Source organism: Paenibacillus sp. UMB4589-SE434, assembly GCF_030226685.1.
Lineage (GTDB): Bacteria > Bacillota > Bacilli > Paenibacillales > Paenibacillaceae > Paenibacillus_B.
The window spans coordinates 363,226-385,584 of the sequence record NZ_JASOYK010000001.1; the positions used below are offsets into that span (position 1 = coordinate 363,226).

20 protein-coding genes are annotated in these 22,359 nt (G+C 42.7%); all 20 read left to right on the forward strand.

From position 1 onward, the window contains the following. Window positions 1–59 precede the first annotated feature (59 nt). Window positions 60–3,395, forward strand: coding sequence for a family 10 glycosylhydrolase (locus tag QP775_RS01760; protein WP_285103100.1), 3,336 nt, complete (start codon window positions 60–62; stop codon window positions 3,393–3,395). 117 nt (window positions 3,396–3,512) lie between these two features. After that, entirely contained in the window at window positions 3,513–4,721 is a 1,209-nt protein-coding gene (locus QP775_RS01765) for an alpha amylase family protein (RefSeq protein ID WP_239327307.1), read from the forward strand. A gap of 326 nt (window positions 4,722–5,047) precedes the next feature. Next, a complete protein-coding gene (locus QP775_RS01770; RefSeq protein ID WP_285103102.1) occupies window positions 5,048–6,352 on the forward strand; it encodes an ABC transporter substrate-binding protein in 1,305 nt (434 codons plus the stop codon). 102 nt (window positions 6,353–6,454) lie between these two features. Then, window positions 6,455–7,348 (forward strand): carbohydrate ABC transporter permease, encoded by an 894-nt coding sequence (locus tag QP775_RS01775; RefSeq protein ID WP_239327309.1) that lies wholly within the window; start codon window positions 6,455–6,457, stop codon window positions 7,346–7,348. An 84-nt stretch (window positions 7,349–7,432) separates the two neighbouring features. Continuing rightward, entirely contained in the window at window positions 7,433–8,191 is a 759-nt protein-coding gene (locus QP775_RS01780; protein ID WP_481857242.1) for a carbohydrate ABC transporter permease, read from the forward strand. A gap of 15 nt (window positions 8,192–8,206) precedes the next feature. Then, on the forward strand, window positions 8,207–9,745 hold the full coding sequence (locus tag QP775_RS01785; protein ID WP_285103106.1) for a DUF4127 family protein: 1,539 nt from the start codon (window positions 8,207–8,209) through the stop codon (window positions 9,743–9,745). 122 nt (window positions 9,746–9,867) lie between these two features. Then, complete coding sequence (locus QP775_RS01790; RefSeq protein WP_285103108.1) at window positions 9,868–11,463, forward strand: FAD-dependent oxidoreductase; 1,596 nt, start codon at window positions 9,868–9,870, stop codon at window positions 11,461–11,463. A 127-nt stretch (window positions 11,464–11,590) separates the two neighbouring features. Next, window positions 11,591–12,295 carry an N-acetylmannosamine-6-phosphate 2-epimerase gene (locus tag QP775_RS01795; protein WP_239327313.1) on the forward strand — a complete coding sequence of 235 codons (705 nt, stop codon included), beginning with the start codon at window positions 11,591–11,593 and terminating at the stop codon, window positions 12,293–12,295. Between the two features lie 48 nt (window positions 12,296–12,343). After that, window positions 12,344–13,285, forward strand: a complete 942-nt coding sequence (locus QP775_RS01800) for an ROK family protein (RefSeq protein ID WP_285103110.1) — start codon at window positions 12,344–12,346, stop codon at window positions 13,283–13,285. Window positions 13,286–13,434: 149 nt separating this feature from the next. After that, window positions 13,435–14,277, forward strand: coding sequence for a MurR/RpiR family transcriptional regulator (locus tag QP775_RS01805; RefSeq protein ID WP_285103112.1), 843 nt, complete (start codon window positions 13,435–13,437; stop codon window positions 14,275–14,277). Window positions 14,278–14,619: 342 nt separating this feature from the next. Further along, a complete protein-coding gene (locus tag QP775_RS01810; RefSeq protein ID WP_285103114.1) occupies window positions 14,620–15,033 on the forward strand; it encodes a hypothetical protein in 414 nt (137 codons plus the stop codon). Between the two features lie 661 nt (window positions 15,034–15,694). After that, window positions 15,695–16,369, forward strand: coding sequence for an HAD family hydrolase (locus tag QP775_RS01815; protein WP_285103116.1), 675 nt, complete (start codon window positions 15,695–15,697; stop codon window positions 16,367–16,369). 148 nt (window positions 16,370–16,517) lie between these two features. Beyond that, on the forward strand, window positions 16,518–17,000 hold the full coding sequence (locus QP775_RS01820; RefSeq protein ID WP_239327318.1) for a hypothetical protein: 483 nt from the start codon (window positions 16,518–16,520) through the stop codon (window positions 16,998–17,000). Window positions 17,001–17,067: 67 nt separating this feature from the next. Continuing rightward, window positions 17,068–17,418: a hypothetical protein gene (locus QP775_RS01825; protein WP_285103119.1), complete on the forward strand. Its 351-nt coding sequence runs from the start codon at window positions 17,068–17,070 to the stop codon at window positions 17,416–17,418. 440 nt (window positions 17,419–17,858) lie between these two features. Next, a complete protein-coding gene (locus QP775_RS01830) occupies window positions 17,859–18,119 on the forward strand; it encodes a hypothetical protein (RefSeq protein WP_239327320.1) in 261 nt (86 codons plus the stop codon). A gap of 267 nt (window positions 18,120–18,386) precedes the next feature. Then, window positions 18,387–19,289, forward strand: coding sequence for an RCC1 domain-containing protein (locus tag QP775_RS01835; protein ID WP_285103121.1), 903 nt, complete (start codon window positions 18,387–18,389; stop codon window positions 19,287–19,289). 241 nt (window positions 19,290–19,530) lie between these two features. Continuing rightward, window positions 19,531–20,061 (forward strand): hypothetical protein, encoded by a 531-nt coding sequence (locus tag QP775_RS01840; RefSeq protein ID WP_285103123.1) that lies wholly within the window; start codon window positions 19,531–19,533, stop codon window positions 20,059–20,061. 299 nt (window positions 20,062–20,360) lie between these two features. After that, entirely contained in the window at window positions 20,361–20,834 is a 474-nt protein-coding gene (locus tag QP775_RS01845; RefSeq protein ID WP_285103125.1) for a DUF6896 domain-containing protein, read from the forward strand. A gap of 51 nt (window positions 20,835–20,885) precedes the next feature. Then, window positions 20,886–21,239, forward strand: a complete 354-nt coding sequence (locus QP775_RS01850) for an acylphosphatase (RefSeq protein ID WP_285103127.1) — start codon at window positions 20,886–20,888, stop codon at window positions 21,237–21,239. A 253-nt stretch (window positions 21,240–21,492) separates the two neighbouring features. Next, entirely contained in the window at window positions 21,493–22,293 is an 801-nt protein-coding gene (locus tag QP775_RS01855) for a GNAT family N-acetyltransferase (protein WP_285103129.1), read from the forward strand. The last annotated feature ends 66 nt before the right edge of the window (window positions 22,294–22,359 follow it).

The following is a 22,359-nucleotide window of genomic DNA, read 5'->3' on the forward strand; positions in this document are numbered from 1 at the left end:
ACATAAGATGGAGTGCTTGGGAAGCTGTTTTTTCATGAACAACATGGGGAGGTTTGAAAATGAGATTAAAGAATACACTGTCTTTTATCTTATGTTTTGCTCTCATTTTTTCAGGGACGTCGTTGACTGTGTTGGCCGATGAAGCCATCACGGCGAAAGCTGCAAATGGCAACACCATCAGCATTTCAGCAGTGAATCGAGCCATCGGAGCTTCAGATGAAATGATTCTGTTTACCCGAGAAAATAGTAGTAAGCTCACAGATTCGAACCCTTATGCGGCTGCTGCAGTCGTGGTCTATCACGAAGGTAGTTACAGCGTTACGGACGTCACTTATCGTGAAGGTGCAGTACAAATACCGATGAATGGCTTTGTACTGTTTGGTCACGGATCGAGTGAACAGTGGATTAAAGACAATATGAGTCCGGGAGATCCGGTTGAGATTGTTGGCTACACGTTACCTGGACCGGTGGTTGGAGGTCCACAGCTCATCACAGAGCAGGGAACGATACCGATCGACGTTGTAGATCAGGATCAACCGACGAACACCATTGCGGTCTATACACGTCATTTTGGTGAGATAACAAAACCATTCTCTGAAGATACCGTTCAATATATCATCACCAATGATGTATCGGTCGTGAAAAGCACATATGGTGTTCATGGTCAGAGAGGAACCTACATTCCCGCGAACGGTTATGTCATTTCGGCTTCTGGCTACGCTGCGTCATCCTTGAATTTGGAGGTGGAGCAGTCTGTACAAGCGATTAACGTAGATATTCCTATTCTGCCTAGCAAATATTTGAAAGTGAATGGTATTGCAGTAGGCATTGATAAAATAAATGGACCGCGTGGATCGGGAGAAGTGGTTTTGTACCAGCCTACTTATGGCGCAACCACCAATCAGAATGCTTGGGGAATGGAGCTTACAGTTGTTGGGAATAAGGTGATCAACGCCGTGGCGATTGCATACGATGCCAACACAGGGGCTTATCTTGATAACAACTCCTCCATTCCATCGGATGGATATGTACTGTCGATTCAATCGGCAAGTCCATTCTATAACCAACTAGCGGGTCAAGTGCGCATTGGTGCAGAGGTTGAGCTCGTGACGGATAGTTTAATTTACCAAGCCGCTATAACCTCGTTTGATGCATTTAATCCGAAAGTAAAAGAAGATAATCCCGAAGGCTGGGACAATGTTGGCAATGTGCCTTATCCAGGATTTCGTGGGTCGAATCAGTTGATCGTCTATAATCGTAATTATGGCGAGGAGACTGGCACGAACCCATGGGGCAATGAAGTGATTGTTAACGCTGATGGATATGTAACAAACAATGGCGGGAACAACAGTAAAATTCCTGAAGGCGGCTATGTATTATCCGGTCATGGGGTTAAAAACGCATGGTTAAAGAACAACGCACTGGTCGGAGCTAAATTGAGTCTGGATTTTGCTAGAAAAGAAGTGTTGGTTATTTTTACGCCGGAATCTTACTTAGATAAAGCCTCCATAAGTATCGATAGCGTAGAGAAGGGGCTCCAGTTATCCAAGAATCAATTTATGGATGTACCTTATGCCGATATTGAACAGAAGATCGTAGAGGCAAAGGGCGTTTATGAATTAGCCAAACAGCGATTAAATGAAAGCGGTACCAACGGGTTAATGGATTTACTAAATGATTTAGATCAGAAAGTTACGGATGCAAGTTACATGAATTTTGAGTCTCCGAAAGTACAAACTCGAGGTCTCTGGATGAGGCCGAAGGAAAAGAACTTGGAGCAGGTTCGAGATCATGTGAAGAAAATTAAAGAGACCGGTATCAATGCCATCTATCTAGAAACATGGTGGAATGGATATACCACTTGGCCAACATCGTTGCCAGATACCGAATTAAATCCTTTGTATGAAGGCTTTGATGTACTTGGGGCATTCATTGAGGAAGGCAAGAAACAGGGGATTGAAATTCATGCTTGGGTAGAGAACTTCTTTGTAGGCGGACCGGTTGTGGTGAATCATCCCGATTGGCTTATGAAAAGCAGACAAGGTATTGATTATGAAAAAGGCAGTCACAAAGCCAAGTGGTATTGGCTTAATCCAGCGCTTCCGCAAGCTAGAGATTTCGTTGCTTCTGTATACGATGAACTCGTTACGAAATATGACATTGCTTCACTGCATTTGGATTATGCCAGATATCCAGGGTCTGGAGATTACACGAATGATTTCGGTTACGACACGTATACTCGCGACTTATTCAGCGAGAAGTATGGCGTTGATCCACTGAACCTTCATCCAGGAGATCAGTACTGGGATGAATGGCTGCAATTCCGTGCGGACATGATCAATACCTGGGTCGTTCGGGTAATTAACGAGGCGCATCAAATCAAACCAAAGCTACAAATTACAACTGCGGTATGGCCGAACTATGATGAAGCACCGAAATCGCACGCACAAGAAGCGAAATACTGGTTAGATCATAATTTAATCGATCACTTGTTCCATATGTCTTATGCGCCAGGCTCGGAATTAACGGTAACTGACTTGAGAAACTCCATGGCATTAGCAGGGGACAATGCGTTTGTCTCATCGGGTCTAGACACGTTCCAAGGCAATCCTACATCGACTGTTGTGGATCAAATTAACGATGCGACAAAGAATGATGGAGCTGGATCCGGATTATTCGAGTTCGAAGGACTATTTAATTATAAGTATGACAAGGTGCTGAAGATTGGAGTGTATCGTAATAAGGCAATTTTGCCTCAATATGATACGACCAAGCCGCTAGCGACCGTGATGGAAGAAATGATCCGTAAAATCAATGAAATTTACGTTCCTTTCCAAGGGATGAGCGGTAAGGACGGCAAGAAATTAATACAGAAACTTGAATCCGCTGTAAAAGATCTACATGTGAATCCTGATATGACGGATGAGACTGCAAGTGACGTGAAACTGAAGATCGACAGCATAAGCAAACTTCTTGCAAGCAACTCGATTAATAATGAAGTGAAGAATCGAATGAAGCATGATTTGGACTACGGCCGTAAAATGATAGACATTTATTTCTCCAAAACAGCGAAAACGCATTTAAGTAAATTGACGGTGAGCTCGGGGAAGAAGGTAATGAAGTTAACGCCTTCCTTCACACCATCAACGTATGATTACAAGGTAAAGGTCGGGCACTCGGTTACGCAGCTAGATATTATGGCGACTACAAGTAATCAGAATTCAGTTATTTCCGTGGATGGCAAGCATGTTAAAAATGATTCGGTCATTCCCGTACGACTTAAAGTGGGATCGAATCTGGTTACGTTACAAGTGATATCCGAAGATGGACGAATGAAAAACTACACGCTGACGATTCAGCGCGCTGGTAATGATAAAGGGAACCACGAAGAATGACGATAGAGGTAAAGCTGCAATATTTAGGATTTATCAATTCCTAAAGAATTCACGGGGTGCCGCAGATCAATTTGGCACTCCAAATTTTAAAAATTATAGAGTTGAGGTGATCCCAATATGAGTATATCTATGGAAAAAGGTGCAAATGTGTTGTGGGTTGATTTTATCGCGAATGGGGTTCGACTAGCGGATCGTGCAGAGAGGCAGCGCCTTGTGAACAGTGCGAAACAAGCTGGAGTAAGCCATTTGGTGGTGGATGCCAAAATTCCCTATGGACATACGACATTCCCAAGTTCTTATGCTTATCATGTAAGTTGCTGGTCGGACGGACGTTATCAAGTATGGGAAGGAAGAGATTTTCTTGCAGAAATGATAGAGGAGGCGAGTGGTGTCGGGCTTCAAGTCATTGCCAACATGGATGTATTCGCTGAAGGTACGACGCATTCAAGAGACGGTATTGCTTATGACAAGAAGGATTGGCAGGTCATGCTGTATAATCCGAGTCTTTCTTCGGAAGCGGTTGCAGCTGAAAATGCGGATGATGATACGATTTTTGTGAATCCGATTCATGAAGAAGTTCAACTGCACGAACTTGGCATTCTGAAGGAGATTGCCTCGAACTATAAAATTAGTGGTATTGTGCTTGACCGCTGCCGCTATCCGAATGTCTATGGTGATTTTAGCGAATTAAGCAGGAGAGCATTCGAACAATATATGGGGAAGCCGGTAGCACAATGGCCACAGGACATTTTTACCTTACTAGAAGGTACGAAACAAATTGAGTATGGTCCTTGGTTCGCGAAATGGACGGAATGGCGTGCGCTGAACATTAAACATTTCGTGCAATCGGCTAAGCAAGTTGTTAAATCCACAAATCCAAGTCTATCCTTCAGCATTTATGTTGGATCGTGGTATCCGTTATATTTCAACGAAGGTGTCAATTGGGCTAGTGAAACCTATCGTTCGAACTTGCCATGGGCTTCTGAAGAATATCATATTTCCGCCTATGCCGATGAATTGGATTTCATTATGACCGGTTGTTATTATCCCGAAGTGCGAATTGAAGAAGCCGCACATAATGGCAGGCCTGCGGAATGGTACAGCGTAGAAGGCGCGATCCAAATGAGCCTAGAGGCAATTAACGGGCAGATTCCAGTCATCGCGAGCTTATATTTGAAGGATTATGAAGGAAACATTGATCAATTTGAAAAAGCTGTTCGGATGTGCCGAGAACGCACGCACGGTGTCATGCTGTTCGATGAGAGCCATTTGGATGATTATAGCTGGTGGGAGCAGCTGGATTCAGTATTATCTGAGATGTCTTGAAGGGAGAGACGAATGAAGTCGGTCAGTTGCCATATTTCGACCCATTCAAAGGCAACATGAATAGGAGTCAATGCATTAGAAGAAAATAATCTCCTTTTGTTAAAAATATAGTGGAGAATTTATTCTATTCGTGTTACAATGAACATGCAAGAAGGGAGAAGGTTGCAGGAACGACTCTTTTTCCGAAATCATTTATGGATTGGAGCAATTACAGATATAGCTTAGAATAACAAGGTTTTTTTGTAAGCGCTACCGTTTCCGGACTTATAGTCATTTCTTCTCCTAGCTTTAAGAGATCGTTTATAAAGAAGAGAGGGTGTTGTGGTATGAGTTTCAAAGGCAGAAGGTTGATTTCATTAGTATTGGCATCAATGATGATGGTGGGGTTATTGGCGGCGTGTGGTTCGGATTCATCGGGCAACAAAGGGGCTGCTTCAAGTGAGAACAACGATAGCAAAAAGCCCGCGGAACAAGTCACAGTAGAGTTCTGGACCATCTCATTGCAGCCGACCTTCAATGATTACTTCCACAAATTGATTGCGGATTATGAAGCGAAGAATCCAAATGTCAAGATTGATTGGAAGGATTACCCTTACGATGCTGTGCTTAACAAGCTCATGACGAATATTGCTGGCGATGATGCGCCAGACGTGGTGAACCTTAATACGGAGCTGGCCAATCAGATGGGAACCAAGGATGCCTTGGTTGACTTCAACCAAGAGCTGACAGCGGACCAGAAGGCAGCTTATTTCCCGGGAATTTACTCCTCAACAGAAATGAACGGCAAAGGGTTCGCACTCCCTTGGTACACCGGACTGCCCGTCCTATTCATGAATAAGGATCTGGTGGTGAAAGCGGGACTGAATCCGGACAATCCGCCGAAGACGAAACAGGAATTAAACGAATGGGGTCGCCAGATCAAAGAGAAAACCGGCACCTACGGCTACATCTTCACGATGGAGGCGCGCACTCTGCTAGAAGAGAACTTGCCGTTCCTGACCGAGGATTATAAGAAGGCAGCTTTTAATACACCAGAAGTGGAAGAGTATGTTAATGAGAATTTACAGCTATTAAAAGAAGGCGTCATTCCAAAAGACATTATCAACTACGATAAACAAGTGCAATACTTTGCGAGTGAGCAAGTGGCCATGTCCTTATCCAGCTCGCCATTCATTAACAAGATCAAGACAGCCGCGCCGGATGTATATAACAAAATGCTTGCCGTTCCAAGTCCGGTTGGCAAAGCGGGCATTCGCTATTCCAACACGATGAACATCGTCGTGCCTTCGGCAACATCTCATAAGAAAGAAGCGGTTGACTTCGCTGTATTCGTAACAAATGCGGCCAATCAACTGGAATTCTCCAAGCTCGCTAATACATTGCCTTCCACAGTAGAGAGCGCCAAAGATCCGTTCTTCTCGCAAAATGACGGAACTCTGGAAGGGGTAGCTAAGACCGTATCTGCAGTCAGCCTTGATAAAGCCGAGGATTTCTACATCGGCGTTGAGAGTGCCAAAGATGTCAATCATGCTGTCACCAAAGCATTGCAGGAAATTTATTTAAACGGTGCTGATGCGAAGAAGACATTGAATGAGGTCGAGGGCGAGGTTAACAAAATCTTAGGCAACTAAATACGTCTGGTTGGGCAGGCTTGTCCTGCCCGCTTTCTATAATGAATGTTCAAAAGTGGACTTTTTGAACTACCTAATTAATGGTGGTGGAGGATTACTATCATGAAAAAATTCTTTACTAGATTCGGCAAGTCGGAAGCGTCGGTGGCTTGGCTCTTCATGACGCCGGGTTTGATTCTACTGGCCCTATTTGTCTTCTGGCCGATTATTTATAGCGTACCGCTGGCGCTGACGAATTACTCCGTCATAGGCAAGACCGAATTTGTTGGCTTGGATAACTTCGTTAAGGCGTTGCAGGATAAGAGCTTCATCACGTCACTGCTCAACTCGTTGCTATACGTCATTGTTGTGCCATTTATTCAGATTATATCTATTCTTATGGCGATTCTAGTCAACAGCAATGTCAAAGGCATTAAGTTATTTCGTACGGCTTATTACATCCCCGTAGTTACTTCTATGGTCGCGGTAGCGCTTATTTGGGGCTGGCTGCTCAACCAGAATGGGGTCATAAATTATGTGCTGACCAATGTAGGGTTAATGAAAGAGCCAATTACCTGGCTGTCCAACAAAGATACAGCACTGTGGACACTGATGTTCATTACGATGTGGAAGGGCCTTGGCTACTATATGATGATTTATTTAGCCGGATTGCAATCCGTTCCGAAGGACCTGACAGAGGCTGCGATGATTGATGGCGCGAACCGGGTGCAGACGATTCGTAAAATTACAATTCCGCTGTTGAAGCCGTATGTCTTTTTCTGCACGCTTATTTCTCTAATGGCAGCAATCCGTGTGTTCGATGAAGTGTTTATCCTGACGATGGGTGGACCGGGGGATGCTACCTTAACATCGAGCTTGTATATTTATCAGCAGGGTTTCCAACAGTTTAATTTCGGCTACTCTTCGGCACTTGGCTTAATTGTCAGCGTCATGATTGGTGCGCTTAGTATCGTCATCTTCAGATTCAACCGGAAGGGTGGTGTCAATCCATATTAATGGATGCATGATATGAGAAAAAAACCACTTCGATTATTGAAATTATTATTGTTGTATGGAGCTTTGATTCTGTTTGCCATTTTTATGATGGGACCATTCCTATGGATATTAAGTGTGTCGCTCATGCCCGGCAAGAATGTGTTCAGCTCTCCGCCGGCGATCTTGCCGACATTTATCGACTTTGATAACTTCATTCAAGTATGGAATTATATGGACTTTCCAAGATACTTAATGAATACCGTTATCATTGCGCTGATGGGTGTTGTAATGAACATCTTCTTTTCTTGTCTTACAGCCTATCCACTTGCCGTATTCCGTTTCAAAGGCCGGGATCTAATCTTTACACTACTGGTAGCGACGATGATTATTCCCGCTGCAGCCGGCATGGTAGTTAATTATTTGACGGTAAAAGCACTAGGCTTGATGGGCGGGTTTCTTGCAGTCGTGCTTCCTTCAGCAGTTACCGTGTTCAACGTATTCCTAATGAGACAGGCGTTTATGGGCATGCCACATGAGCTGCGCGATTCCGGCAAAGTGGACGGTGCCAGCGAATTTCGTATTTGGCTGCAGTTGGCGCTGCCGATTGTGAAGCCGGCGATCGCCGTTATCGGACTATTGGAGTTCATGGCGATGTGGAATAGCTTCCTCTGGCCGATGATTGTGCTTAATGATACGAAGCAGTATCCCATCGCGTCCGCGCTCAGCTTTTTAAATGGCCAATTTTCCTATAATTTTGGCTGGATTGCCGCCGGAACCGTCATTTCGGTTATACCGATTATCATCGTGTTCCTATGCACCCAGAAATATTATATGGAAGGTGTATCCGGGGCAGTTAAAGGATAGGAGGACCCTACTCAAATGAAAAAAATTATATATATTCCGCTGGATGAACGTCCGTGCAATTACGAATTTCCGGCACTTCTTGCCGCGGGAACGGATTATCATGTTGTCCGTCCGGATATGAGCATGATGGGGCTGAAGAAGCGCCCTGGAGACATCGAACAGCTATGGGCCTGGCTATTCGAGCAAGCGCGTGATGCAGACGGAGCGATTGTGTCCTTGGACACATTGCTATACGGAGGAATAATCCCCTCGCGGCTGCATGAGATGACAGCGGAACAATGTGCGGAGCAATTGGAAAAGCTCCGTCAATTGAAGCGGATCAACCCGGCTTTGCATGTATTTGCTTATCAGCTCATTATGCGTTGCCCGCGCTATTCCAGCAGTGATGAAGAACCGGATTATTACGAGAATTGGGGCAGGGAGATTTTCCGGCGCGGCTATGTCCGCCATCGGTTGGAGCTGGGCATCGCGACGGAAGAAGAGCAAAATGAATTGCAGCAGATTGAGGATGTTTTGCCTGAATCCATTCGGCAGGACTACACGGAGCGCCGTGCTGTTAATTTAACAGCGAATAAGAGAGCAATCGAACTGGTGCAGGACGGGGCCGTCGATTTCATGATCATCCCACAGGATGACTCAGCTCCTTATGGTCTGACTGCGGTGGATCAGCAGCACGTTCGCGAGCATGTCAAGAAGTGTCAGCAGCAGCTGTCCGTCTATATGTATCCCGGGGCAGACGAAGTGGGATGTACGCTACTCGCCCGCATGATCAATCATTTTGAGCGTCGTAAGCCACGGGTGCATGTTCATTTTGCCAGTGTGCAAGGGCCGTTAGTGATACCTCTATATGAAGACCGTGTACTATATGAATCGGTTAAATATCAGATTATGGCGGCCGGAGGACTAATGTCGCCTTCCCTGGCAGAAGCCGATATGGCCCTATGCGTTAATACACCTGGCGAGAGCATGATGGAGTCGAATGATCAAGGACAGCATTATTTAGGGTATCAGGTATACCGGAATTTAGTTGAATTGATTGAGGTGGCTGATGATATTGTTCACCGTCTCGACAAGCCTTGTGTTATCGCCGATATTGCCTACGCCAACGGTGCAGATCTTGAACTGCTGCAGCTGCTTCGCGATAAGAAGCTATTGTTCGAATTGGCCGGTTATGCAGGCTGGAATACAAGTGGCAACACGCTCGGAACTTGCATTGCTCAAGGCATGGTCTATGCCGTGTATGGCAATACGCCGCAGCATCGCGATTTCCTGTCACTACGCTACGTCGAGGATGGGGGCTATTGTGCCCATGTGCGTAGGGATGTAAGTGATCGGGTGCTGCCTGGTACGGGATACAATTATTTCTCAATCGACGGACAGCGGGGAAAAATCGCCGAGCGGGTCAAAGCTGAATTGACTCGGTTCATCGAGCAGCATTTGCATCATCCAGAGAATAATTATGAGATCGTGATCGACGATTGCTATATGCCTTGGAGTCGGATGTTTGAGGTCGGATTGAAGACCCATGTCCGTGATACGAAGCAAGGACAATAAAGTACGACGAGGGTTCGAGCTTCGCTAACGCTGCGAGGGTCTACAAATGTTGCAAATAACAGAAAAGGTGCATGAACAGCTCAGGTGGATGCTGGAAGCACCGGAGAAGGAGCCAGCGAGAGATGCATAACGAGCGAATGACAGACGTCGCCGTCCTAGGCGGCGGGTTGGGCGGATGCATGGCCGCATTGGCTGCAGCCAAAATGGGCGTGCGTGTGATCATGACAGAGGAGACGGATTGGCTCGGCGGTCAGCTGACAAGTCAGGCGGTTCCGCCGGATGAACATCAGTGGATCGAGGAATTCGGCTGCACAGAGACGTATCGCGAGTTTCGAGACCGGGTGCGTGCTTATTATCGAGAGAACTATCCGATGTCAGAGGAAGCGAAGAATAATGAACTGCTTAATCCCGGAAATGGTTGGGTAAGCCGCTTATGCCATGAGCCGAAGGTAGCGCTGCGCGTCATCGAGGATATGTTGGCCCCGTATGTGAACAGCGGCCGTATCACGGTATTGTATCATTTCAGACCAACTGCAGCCTCAGTGAACGAGGATCAGATAGAGAGTGTAACCGTCACACATATAAGCTCAGGTGAAGAAGTTGTACTAAGGGGATCATACTTCCTCGATGCTACGGAATGTGGAGACGTACTGCCGTTAGCGGGGGTTGAATATGTAATAGGCGCGGAGTCTAGGCATGAGACAGGGGAGCCGCATGCGCTGGAAGAGGCAAATCCTCTCGATATGCAGTCGATCACCCATGTGTTCGCCCTCGATTATATAGAGGGTGGCAATTTCACGATTGAGAAGCCTGAGCAATATGATTTCTGGCGTAAGTTCGTACCGAAGCATACGAATATTCCGCTGTTAAGCTGGTATGCGAACGATACGGATGACGCGGAGAAAATGAAGGAGTTCGCCCTATTTCCAGGTGAAGGCAAGGACGCTTCTGGGCGGGAACTTCTGTCGCTGTGGACGTATCGTCGTGTCATCGACCCGGCTTTATTCGAGACTGGTCTATATGAAAGCGACATCACCTTGATCAATTGGCCGCAGAACGATTATTTTCTGGGTTCCATTATTGACGTTCCTGTAGCAGAACGGGAGGAGCATCTGGCGAATGCTAGACAGTTAAGCCTCTCCCTGGTCTACTGGCTCCAGACCGAGACGCCTCGTCCGGACGGAGGGCGAGGGTATCCTGGCATCCGGCTGCGTACGGATGTACTGGGTACAGAGGACGGCCTGGCGAAGTACCCGTATATTCGTGAGTCGCGCCGGATTCAAGCGATGTATACGATCACGGAGCAGGATGTTAGTAAGGAAATCCGCGGAGAACAAGGGATTCGCCGTTACGACGATAGCATCGGTGTCGGCAGCTATCATCTAGATGTTCACCTGACGACCGTCACGAATCGAACTTTCTATATTCCGAACTATCCGTACGAGATTCCGCTTGGTGCGTTACTGCCGATCCGGGTCAAGAATTTGCTTCCCGCTTGTAAAAATATCGGCACCACTCAAATCACGAACGGATGCTACCGCCTCCACCCGACAGAATGGAATATTGGGGAATCTGTCGGTTATTTAGCGGCCTATGCGCTACAGAATCAAGTGACGCCGCATGAGGTACACGCCAATTCGGAGCATCTTCAGGCCTATCAAGCGCTGATTCAAAGGCAAGGGGTCCAAATCCACTGGCCGGACGATCTGGTTCTTTAATCGATAGAGTAGTATAAATCAGCAGACAGCCACTCTATTGATCATAAGGGATGGCTGTTTACTGATTTTAAGGAAATGGCAAATGAGCTACATATTACTCAATGAACAGTTTACGGAGGTTTGCACTATGTTAGATTCAATTATTGAAACTTTAAAAGGCGGACTCATTGTTTCCTGTCAAGCTCTTGGGGAAGAACCATTCTACGGAAGTGATTATATGGCCCGCTTTGCTCTAGCGGCTGAAATGGGCAAGGCGGTAGGGATCAGGGCGAATACGCCTCAAGATATTAGAGCGATAAAAAAGGTGACGAATTTGCCGGTTATCGGCTTATGGAAGAAGGAGTATACCGGTTCTGACGTTTACATAACTCCTACCTTAACAGAGGTTGAAGGAATAATCGCTGCTGGAGCCGATATTGTCGCTACGGATGCTACATTACGCAATAGGCCGGGCAATGTTTGTCTTGGGGATTTGGTTAAAGAAATAAGGGAGGAGCACCAAGTCCTATTAATGGCAGATGTATCTTCTGTAGCAGAAGGAGTAGAGGCGGAGAGATTGGGTTTTGATCTTATTTCTACTACACTATCTGGTTATACAGCCTACAGCCCGCAGAGTGAGGAACCAGATATTCAATTAGTTGCTGATTTAAGTCAAATGGTTAGCATCCCCGTATTAGCTGAAGGGAGAATTCATAGTCCTGAACAGACTGTTGAGTGTCTTCGGGCTGGAGCTTACGCAGTTGTAATTGGTGGAGCCATTACCAGGCCACAATTGATTACTAAGAAATATACGGATGCTATACTTCAATATCATAACATTCCTGAAATTTAGTCTTTATTAATTTATTTGCAGCAGCCTTTAATCGAGGAGGTTCTATGGATGGGATATACTGGGGAAGTAGCTATAGGTCTGGATATCGGTGGAACTAACATGAAGTCGGGGATTGTAAATGCGGAGGGAGTGGTCATTCACCATTTGAATTGTCCGACGAAGGCAAATGAAGGTGGAGAAGCACTGTTAAATCGAATTACCGAAATGACGAAGGAATTAGAAAGGTATTCAAGCAGTCAAGGATGGAAGGTAAAAGGTGTTGGCATAGGGACTGCTGGTCAAGTTAATAGTCGGACAGGCGTTGTAATGGGGGCCACAGCTAATTTGCCGGGATGGGCCGGAATGGAGCTTGAAAATCGGCTGCACTCCATGACAGGTTTGCCTGTATTGATCGATAACGATGCGAATGCCATGGCATTTGGCGAAGCATGGGTAGGGTCTGGCAGACAATGGAACGATTTCGTCTGTGTTACCTTGGGAACGGGAGTAGGCGGTTGCCTGATCCTTAATCATAGGCCGTATCAAGGACGGGATGGGTTTGCGGGTGAAATAGGCCATCATGTTATTGAGTACAGTGGTTATCCATGCAATTGCGGCAGATCAGGCTGTTGGGAACAGTATGCTTCTGTTACAGGATTGATGAGAATGGTAGAAGAAGCTGGGGCAGAGCTAGAAGGGATTAGGACCGCGGAAAGTATATTCGCATCTGCGCAGGAAGGAAACGAAGCATCTATTCACGTGCTGAGAAGATACACTCAGTATATTGCTGCTGGTCTGGCTAATCTGGTTCATACCTTTAATCCAGAGGGGATTGTCATTGGAGGGGCTATTACTCGACAAGGCGAATTTTTACTTCATCCGGTTCGTGAAAGTCTGTCGCACCAGCTGCTGCCTGTTTTTAGAGAGAGGGTTAGGGAAATTGAGGTTGTTTCGGCTTCTTTAGGAGATAATGGAGGTGTAGTTGGGGCTGTAGCAGGTTATTTTATTTGAAATTAAATTTGCATTATAATGTAACTTGTTATAGCATACTAGTTTGCCTTTTAAAGGAATTTGTGTGTATCCTAAATATAGGTTAGTCTACAGGTTCATTATTTGTTAGGCAACCTGAAAGGAGAATGGATTTGTCTAACGAGCAGGGAATGGGAAAGACGTTGTTATCGATAAGAAGTCATTTTAATGGATTAACCAAAACAGAACAAAAAGTTGCAAACTTTATTCTGGAAAACGCTCAAGATATTATTTATCATTCGGTGACCGAACTTGCAGAAAGAGCGGATGTCGGTGAGACGACGGTGATTCGCCTCTGCCGAAAACTGAAATTCCAGGGTTTTCAGGATTTTAAATTATCCCTGGCACAAGATTTGGTTAAGCCTTCCGATCGCTTATATAATGAAGTTACTGAAGAGGATGATGCAGCGACTTTAAACCGTAAGGTGATATCTATGCATATGGAGACACTGGAACAAACTTCGGAACTTATTAGCTCAGATCAGTTGGAGAAGACCATTGATTTATTGACTACAGCTACTCATATTCACTTTTTTGGAGTAGGATCTTCAGGATTGACGGCGTTACAGGCCGCGCATAGCTTCACCAGGATAGGCAAGCAAAGCTTCGCTAAGACAGATACGCACTTTCAGGCCATGACAGCTGCATTAATGCATCCAGGAGATGTAGCTGTTGGGATATCCATTTCGGGAAGCACCAAAGATACGCTGGAGAACTTAAGCCTAGCCAAGAAAGCGGGCGCCAAAATAGTCGTTATTACCAGTAATGCGCGTTCCCCTATAACCAAATTGGCTGATATCGAACTGTTAATGGTTGCTAGAGAAAATCCATTACAAGGCAGCTCACTTGCTGCAAAGATATCCCAGCTAGCTGTTATTGATATTTTGAATGTCGGGGTTTCTTTGAAAATAAAGGATGAGGCTCTGAAATACCGCGAGATAACGGCAAAATCAATCTCTGAGAAACTGTATTAATGATTAAATCATTAATTTCAATTATATTAGTCGATCAAATGAGAAGCTCTCCATCGTATGGTGAGCTTTTTGTCATTCTGTGGCCAAATATTAGGTATTGAAGCCGCATTGGTGCATCCGGTTCTTGGTGGTACGGTTGCGGTACAGCTCCGGAAGTCTAAAAAATTGAAGCAATACTAGTAAAATCATTACAACATAAACCTAAAGAGTATACAATTTACTTATTAGAACGTCTTTGAAATGAGGAAAGTAATCGCAAAAGAAAAGAATATTATACCTTATTAGAATCATTAAAAAATGGAGTGCCATAAGTCTGCGTTATATATGCTGGAGGCAAGTGTCGTGGAAAATAGTAATAGGCTTCATTATTTTGATAATTACTTGGATGATGAAGATGTGTATTCTGCTTTAGAAAAATATTGGATTGATATGTTTTTTATGTTGTTGCATAAAGAAAATGTGGACGGAAGGGATTGGATATCCCCTTATTATAACACTACCTTCAGTAATGGGGAAAAAATGATGGATGGAAGTCCTATATTTTCAGCGAAATCAACAAAAAAGAATAAAATAATTAAAATTATCCAAGAAAGCTCTAAGAATGCGGATTTATTATCTTATTGGATGAATAGTACTATGGACAATAGGAGCCAGAATGAATTGGTGATCGTTTGTACATTAAATAATAATACCTTGGAAAAGATAAAAGACTTAATCATAAGTTGGATTAAAGGAAATTTGAAAGATACACAATAAAAAGTCTAAGAGAAAATATAAGGATGAGAAGCCGCTTGACCTAAATAACTATAAACCTTTCGGCGTATGTATGGTTTTAAAAGGGGTTTCAAATAGTGCCCCGTAGGGAAAGTGAAAAATGTACAACCTAACTTGAATATCCCTATACCAGAGATTTTGATTAGTAGTGACAGGGAACAGTGGGGGGAATCGGTCCGAATTTTCACGTTACGGGGCTGACGTCCATTGGTTATTAGATGTATAATAATGGAAGGATATCAGACAACAAACGACCCAATCTCAGATAAGAACTATCTAGGGCTGGATGTTTAGCGAATACCAAAATATTATATGAAATCCCATTGAAAGATTTTTATTATTTTTTTAGAACACCAACGATTGGTGACTTTAAAACCTATATTTAGATCAATGAATTTAATCTTTGATGTTTATGGGGCAGGAATATAACTTTCAAGAATGAAATTGCCTGTGGATACAACTGTTAAGCTAGATGAAGCATCATTAACTTTTACAAAGAAAACAATAGTTATCTTAAAAATAATACTGCACTTGCTAAGTCCGTCGGATCCTGTAGCATGCGCTCCCTTAAGCCTCTTCGGTTCGTAGATACAAGATCGTTATGTGAAAGCTGGGCAAATCAATGTTTTAAGCGAGGTGTCCTATGAAGCATCCATTAAAAGGTATTGTATTTGATATGGATAATACTATTTTAAGATCAAGAATTGACTTCCAAGCCATGAAGAATGAAACCTATCAATTTCTCGTATCGAAAGAGATTCTAACCGATGGATATGATCTTAATTACCATACAACATCAACTATTGTTGAAGAAGCAATACAAACGAATCGAATGAGTGAAGAGTTACGAAATGATATGTGGGATATTGCTAAGAAGCATGAAGTGTGTGGAATGAAGGGGGCAGACTTGGAGCCTGGTGCTGTGGAGGTCCTTAGTAAACTAAAAGGTAGATATCAGCTTGCAATTGTAACGAATAATTCTGTTGAAGCTGCAGGAATCGCATTAAGAGATAATGATATTTCTGAATACTTTGATTTCATTATTGGCAGGGAGTTAATGAAAACATTGAAGCCTTCACCTGATGGCTATTTGCGAGTATTGGATGAGTTTAAGCACTCAGCGAATGAATGGCTCTCTGTAGGTGATTCATGGATAGATGGGAAGGCATCGATAAACGCAGGAATAAGGTTCATAGCTTATCGATCAGATATAGAAAAATTGAAGCAGATGAACGTATACCCGACTGCAGAAGTGTCCAATCTCTTGGAATTGATGAGTCTGATTGAGCAATTCGAAGAAGGCTCAGCCATCAGATAGCACCATGTCCACGCATCGGGGACAGGCCCCTCCCTCGGTCTTGCAGAAAGATTTCAAAGAAGCAAAGCAGCCGGACATACCTGGCATTGACCTGATCGTGAATGGTGGAGCGTTATAGGAAATAGGCATTAAGGAAAGCGAGGAAAAAATGAGCAAATATTCTTTTATAGTTTCAAATCGTTCATTACCAGAGGTAGATTTAACGGGTGTTGTGAGAATGAAGTATGGAGAATATAAAAAATTGGATATTCCATCTTCTGGAGAATCCCTTTTAGATCAATTAGATGAAAAGGACGATAATTTAGAAATACTAATATTGGATTCGACGAAAATGAATCATCTTAAGATAACTCTTTGTACCAATCGACCATATGATTTGGAAGCATACATACAACAAGAATTTATTTATTGGTTGGAAGGGAGTTCAGATGATGCAGCTTGGAAAGAACAACTTTATGAATATTTGAAAGGGCTAAAAAATATGAAAGACGGACTGGAAATATGGTCTATATGGTTCGGAGATGGCCCTCAAGAGATTGAAAAAATGAAATTTAAATTATCAGACTTACAATTAATTGATTTGGAAGCATTAAAAAGTATGAGCATGAATTACTGTATAAAATTTGAGTAGTGATTGAGTTGATTGGTCAATTCAAAGCAGATGCCTGCATCCTATAACGACATGTGAGACCAATTAGTTGAGAAAGCGATGGATTATCAAAGAGAGGTTGGTTGCTAGTTTGCGTAGATGGTTTTTATCAGGATTGTTACTCGTTTTTATATCATTAGTAATAGCTTGGATGACACGAATGCCTGAGATTTTAGTTTTTTTTAATTTAATAGTAGGGATGATAAGTCTAACAATAGCCCTTTATATTCATATTGGATTGCGGTGGTTTTATATTTACAACGAGCTTAGAACTAATCATGAAGGAGCTGAGTACCAGAAGAAGAATCGTCTAAAATATAAAATGATTATTTTTGGCTTGCCAAATGTAGGGTTCGGAGGGTTTGTTAATGAGATTTTTGAAATTTGGCCTTGGACTTAGCCGAGACTATTCCAAACCATCTGTATGACTAACAGATAACGATAGTTAGTTGACCTATGTATTTTAATGATGGCACTGACATCCTATAACACAGAATTCATGCATCGGCTATACGGCTCTCGGTCCGCAGAGGCATTTTCCATGAAGCATGAGCAGTGGACAACCCTGCACTGGCTAAGTCCGTCGGATCCGGCGAATTCGCCCCTTTAAGCCTCCCGGGTTCGTAGATTCAAAGCGTTTAATGAAATTGCTGAAAACAGTTAGTAAAAAGTAAACGGGTGATCAATGAAATATTCGAAATACTACTTGGACCCATTTTTCGATTCGATAAATGAATTTCATTCAAAAGTCGAATTATTAATCTTAGCCAATTCATTTAATCAAAAGACCAAAAAATAAGATGGGTTATTGCGTTAAACGAATTAATGAATTGGCAATCGATGTCAGAAAGATCTGGGGTTTGGACGTACTATGAAGTATTAGATATAAACTTGGCAAATGTGTTGATAAGTTTTCTTCAAGAATCCAATGAAAGAATGATTTTGGAGAATTATTGTAAAGGCATAGATCATGATCTTAATGAAGAATTAATGAACGAAGTTGATAGTTGGGTTGGATGTCATGAAGAGGAAATCAATAGATTTATTGAAAATATATTTCTAAAACATAGAGATTGGTTTTATAACTATTCGATTGTATAGCAAAGAAGTCATCAACTTCACCTAACACCGTATTCACGCGACGGGGCTGACGCCCCTTAGTTGTAAGGGGTATAATAATGGAATAAGGTCAGACAACAAACGACCCAGCCTAAGATAAGAGCTATCTAAGGCTGGGTCGTTTCGCTAATACCAAAACGTTATAGAAAATCAGTCCTATTAGAATAAAAATTGAATCAAAAAAAGGCAGTATAAGACAGAAGCATCATGTTTCTCAAAATAAGTCTTGGTTTAAAGGAGGTAAAAGACATGAATTGTACTTCACCGATTGAAGCGTCGTTAAAGATAAAATCGTGGCCGAAAGTTACATTATCGGCGGGGTGTCGTCATACCGTTGGTCTTAAATCGGATGGAACTGTGGCGGCTGTGGGAGATAATAAATATGGCCAATGTAATGTAAGCGACTGGCGCGACATGGTGTCGGTTGCGGCTGGTAATGTTCATATGGCGACGAATACGGGAAATGCTCATACAATAGGTCTTAAATCTGACGGCACTGCGGTGGCTGTGGGTTGGAATAAACATGACCAATGTGAGGTGAAAGACTGGCACGATATTGTAGCGATCACGGCAGGTTGGCGTCGTACCATCGGGCTTAAATCGGATGGTAAGGTCGTTGCTGTGGGTCGAAATAATGAAGGCCAATGTAATGTAAGCGCCTGGCGTGATATTGTAGCGATAGCGGCAGGTGACTGGCATACCGTCGGGCTTAAATCAAATGGCACAGTGACGATTGCGGGTAATAATCAGTATGGTCAATGCGATGTAAGCGGCTGGCGCGACATAGTGGGGGCAGCGGCGGGTTACCTTCATACCGTCGGGCTTTCATCTGACGGAACTGCGGCGGCAGTGGGTTGGAATAAGCATGACCAATGTGATGTACACGGCTGGCACGATATTGTGGCAATCGCGGCAGGTAGTTATCACACCATCGGCCTTAAATCGGATGGAACGGTGGTTGCTGTGGGTAATCATAAATATGGTCAATGTGATGTAAGTGGCTGGCGTGATATTGTGGCGGTAGCGGCGGGTAGCGCTCATTCTCTCGGTCTTAAATCAGACGGCACGGTGGTTGCTGTGGGTGATAATAAATATGGTCAATGCAATGTAAGCAGCTGGCGCGGCGTCCAACTGCCCGGCAATTCGTTTTAAATCAATTTAAAATGAGAGCTACATATGTAGCTACTTTATATGATTGATCTTTAGGTATCCTATTCCAACAGTGCATTCATGCATCGCAGCTTTACGGCCGCTCAGTCGTTAGATGCATTTCGAAGAGTGATTCAGGAGAGAAATTTACCATCCTAACCGCGTCGCCGTCAAACATCAGATTTAGAATATTATGGCGATGATTACTTAGCGGAAAGGATTGTCTAAAAACATGGAGGAGTGAATGAAGACAAAAATTATTGTCATCCTTACAATGATTACTGTTGTTATGGGCATATTCTTCATTTGGTACTTTACACCCAAGAAATATTCAGAGACATTAGATGGCGTTTATTATCAATTGGGGAAGGAAGGCATAATCGAGCATGTAAAAGTACACATTGATGGTAAGTTGGAGAATCATATTAATGGCAATAAAACCTTTCGTGGATTTATTGACTTTAAGGGCGATAAAATACCTCAAATTCCAAAAGAGAGAGCTGAATTAGAGTTACATTACGATGGTCAAAAATTCACTACGATATTTTCCCCTTTCCAAAAGATAAACGGAGATCTTAAAGGCAGAATCAGAACTGATATTTATCAATACGGTTGGATGTACACAAATGACAAATTCACGGATTTTACAATCAAATTAACGATGAATGGTTCCATATCTTTATCAGAGGGGTACATGATAACGTTTCCTGCGAAAGACAGAGCGGAAGCAATGAACAAGTCCCAGAGGCTTATTAAGGAGTTTGAACAACAATAGGAATCAAATCCCCCAAAATTAAGTCAGTTAGACAACCCGTGTCTTACCGCGTAGCAGCCGGTCGCTGTCGCTACTTTATGGTAGTGAGGGCTCGTAAATACTAAGCCGTTCGATAAGATTAATACTGAGATAACACTTAAAAACATCCTCTCGAGTGTGCTCCGCTTATCATAGAATGAGTGGTATTATTGAATGATTATAGAGATTGATGGGTACTATGATCCAGTGTATCAGTAGAAAAGAAAGACTTTAAAGAACTTTATCTAAAAAATAGGAATAAAAATTGAAGGCGGTAATTTATGAATACGCTAACAAATGAAACGATGGATGAATTATTGGCAGCAATGGACACTTATAAGGTAATTGCACAAGAACTCATTGACAAATTAATATTGGAAACTAACCAGTCTGAAAAGTCGGAGATCATAAAAGGAAGTTACTACTTACTCTCAAATGCGGAATTACTAAACGGTGAAGAGCATTTAACTGGTAATTGGTACTATGATGTTCATGGAGAGCATTGCATGTTTGAGAATGTAGAAACGGGGCAAAAATTGGAGGTTTCGCTTGGGCGTATAGACGATATCGGAAACATGGATCCCTATTTTTTTTATGATTTCTTGAAATCAACTAAAAAATTTAAACACCTTATTGAATATTTTGGAAATCCATTTGGTGATATGTTGAACTTTTTTGAAGTGTTAGAAAAGCAAAAAATGCTTATGAATATTCATGGTGTTGAGTACAGAAAGATTCTTCAAATTGAGAAATAAGTTTGCTGATTTAAAAGGTGAAAATAGAAATAAAAAGGAGTCTGCGGAAAAATGAGTGTTTTTAAGAAATTAAGAAATGATTATGTAATTTGGCATGCAAATCGCGTTAAGTTCCCCAAATTCACACCAAGCAGTATAGTCAGAAAAAACGTAGCTTTTTCTGGAAAGGTGCAAAAGGTAGGATTCCGCTTGGAAATATATTGTCTAGCTCGAAGGATGAAATTAACCGGATGGGTGAGAAATTTAAAAGATGGAAGTGTGGAAGCTGAATTACAAGGGGAAGAGTCGCATATTGATTTTTTAGTCAATTGCATGCAGTCCTTGAAACGGGCGTCTGTAAAGAAAATGACTATAATTGATCTGCCTTTTAGAGAGGGTGAAGAAAGCTTTACAGTAGTGGAATAAAGTACATGATCATTCCTTATTTCAATTTCGAACACTTGATTCAAACTAACTGCGGGACTTAGGCCAATGGTTGTCGAGATATACGATCATGAAAGTAGTTCACACAACCAACAGCCCAGCTTAAGATAAGAGCTATCTAAAGCTGGGTTTATATCGTGAATAAAAGTACGTTAGGTGAAATTATAGAAAAATCTAATTGATAGAATGATTCTGATAAATTTTGCGATGAAGGTATTTTCAAGGGGGATATAAAATGCATGAGTTAGCGCAAAGTGAATTTCGAAGGGTTAAACCATTACTTGCAGGAGGACATTTGCACCCTGAGATTATTTCAATAATCGAGCATAATAATCCCGGTTGGATATTTGTTGATCAAGTTGATAGACCAAATAGTGCTTTGGTTTGGAGTAAAGGAATACAAGGGTTCTACCTTATTGGGGATCATACAAACGAGGTATTTGAGAGTAATTTGGATCGCTTCATAAGGAGAATGATCGAACCGAGGATGAGAGAAGTTTCATTGAACCATTTTGAAGTATCGGGTCATCATGATCAATGGAGCATGGAAACGATATTTTCAACAAGGAAGCTGTACAAGTTTGAACAAGTGGTCTTGAATTTAGTGAATTCCCATCGTTTACTAAAAAGTGATGAGCTAGAAACCATCAATCTTAAGACAGAAGACTGGGAGAAGATGGAACTTAAGAATACAGAATTCATTGATGAGCATCTTAGCTTGTTTTGGTCGTCACCGGATGACTTCAAGAAAAAAGGATTTGGATTTGCAGCTGTAAAGGGAAGGGAAATTATAGGTGTTTGTTATTCTAGTTTTGTGACACAAGATACGCATGCAATAGGAATTGAAACGGTACCTCATTTTCAAAACTTAGGCGTGGGTTCGCATCTAGCTAGCCTTATAGTAGAGGAAATGGTACATCATGGACTTAAACCATACTGGGATTGTTCTCATGACAATAAATCCTCAAAAAAGCTAGCAGAAAGATTAGGTTTTACTGTGACTCACCGCTATACATGCAGCAGTTTTAATATTTAGCGGACCCAGTCGCTTTGCTCCCTTAAGTCTCTCGGGTTCGTAGATACAAATACGTTATTCGTTATG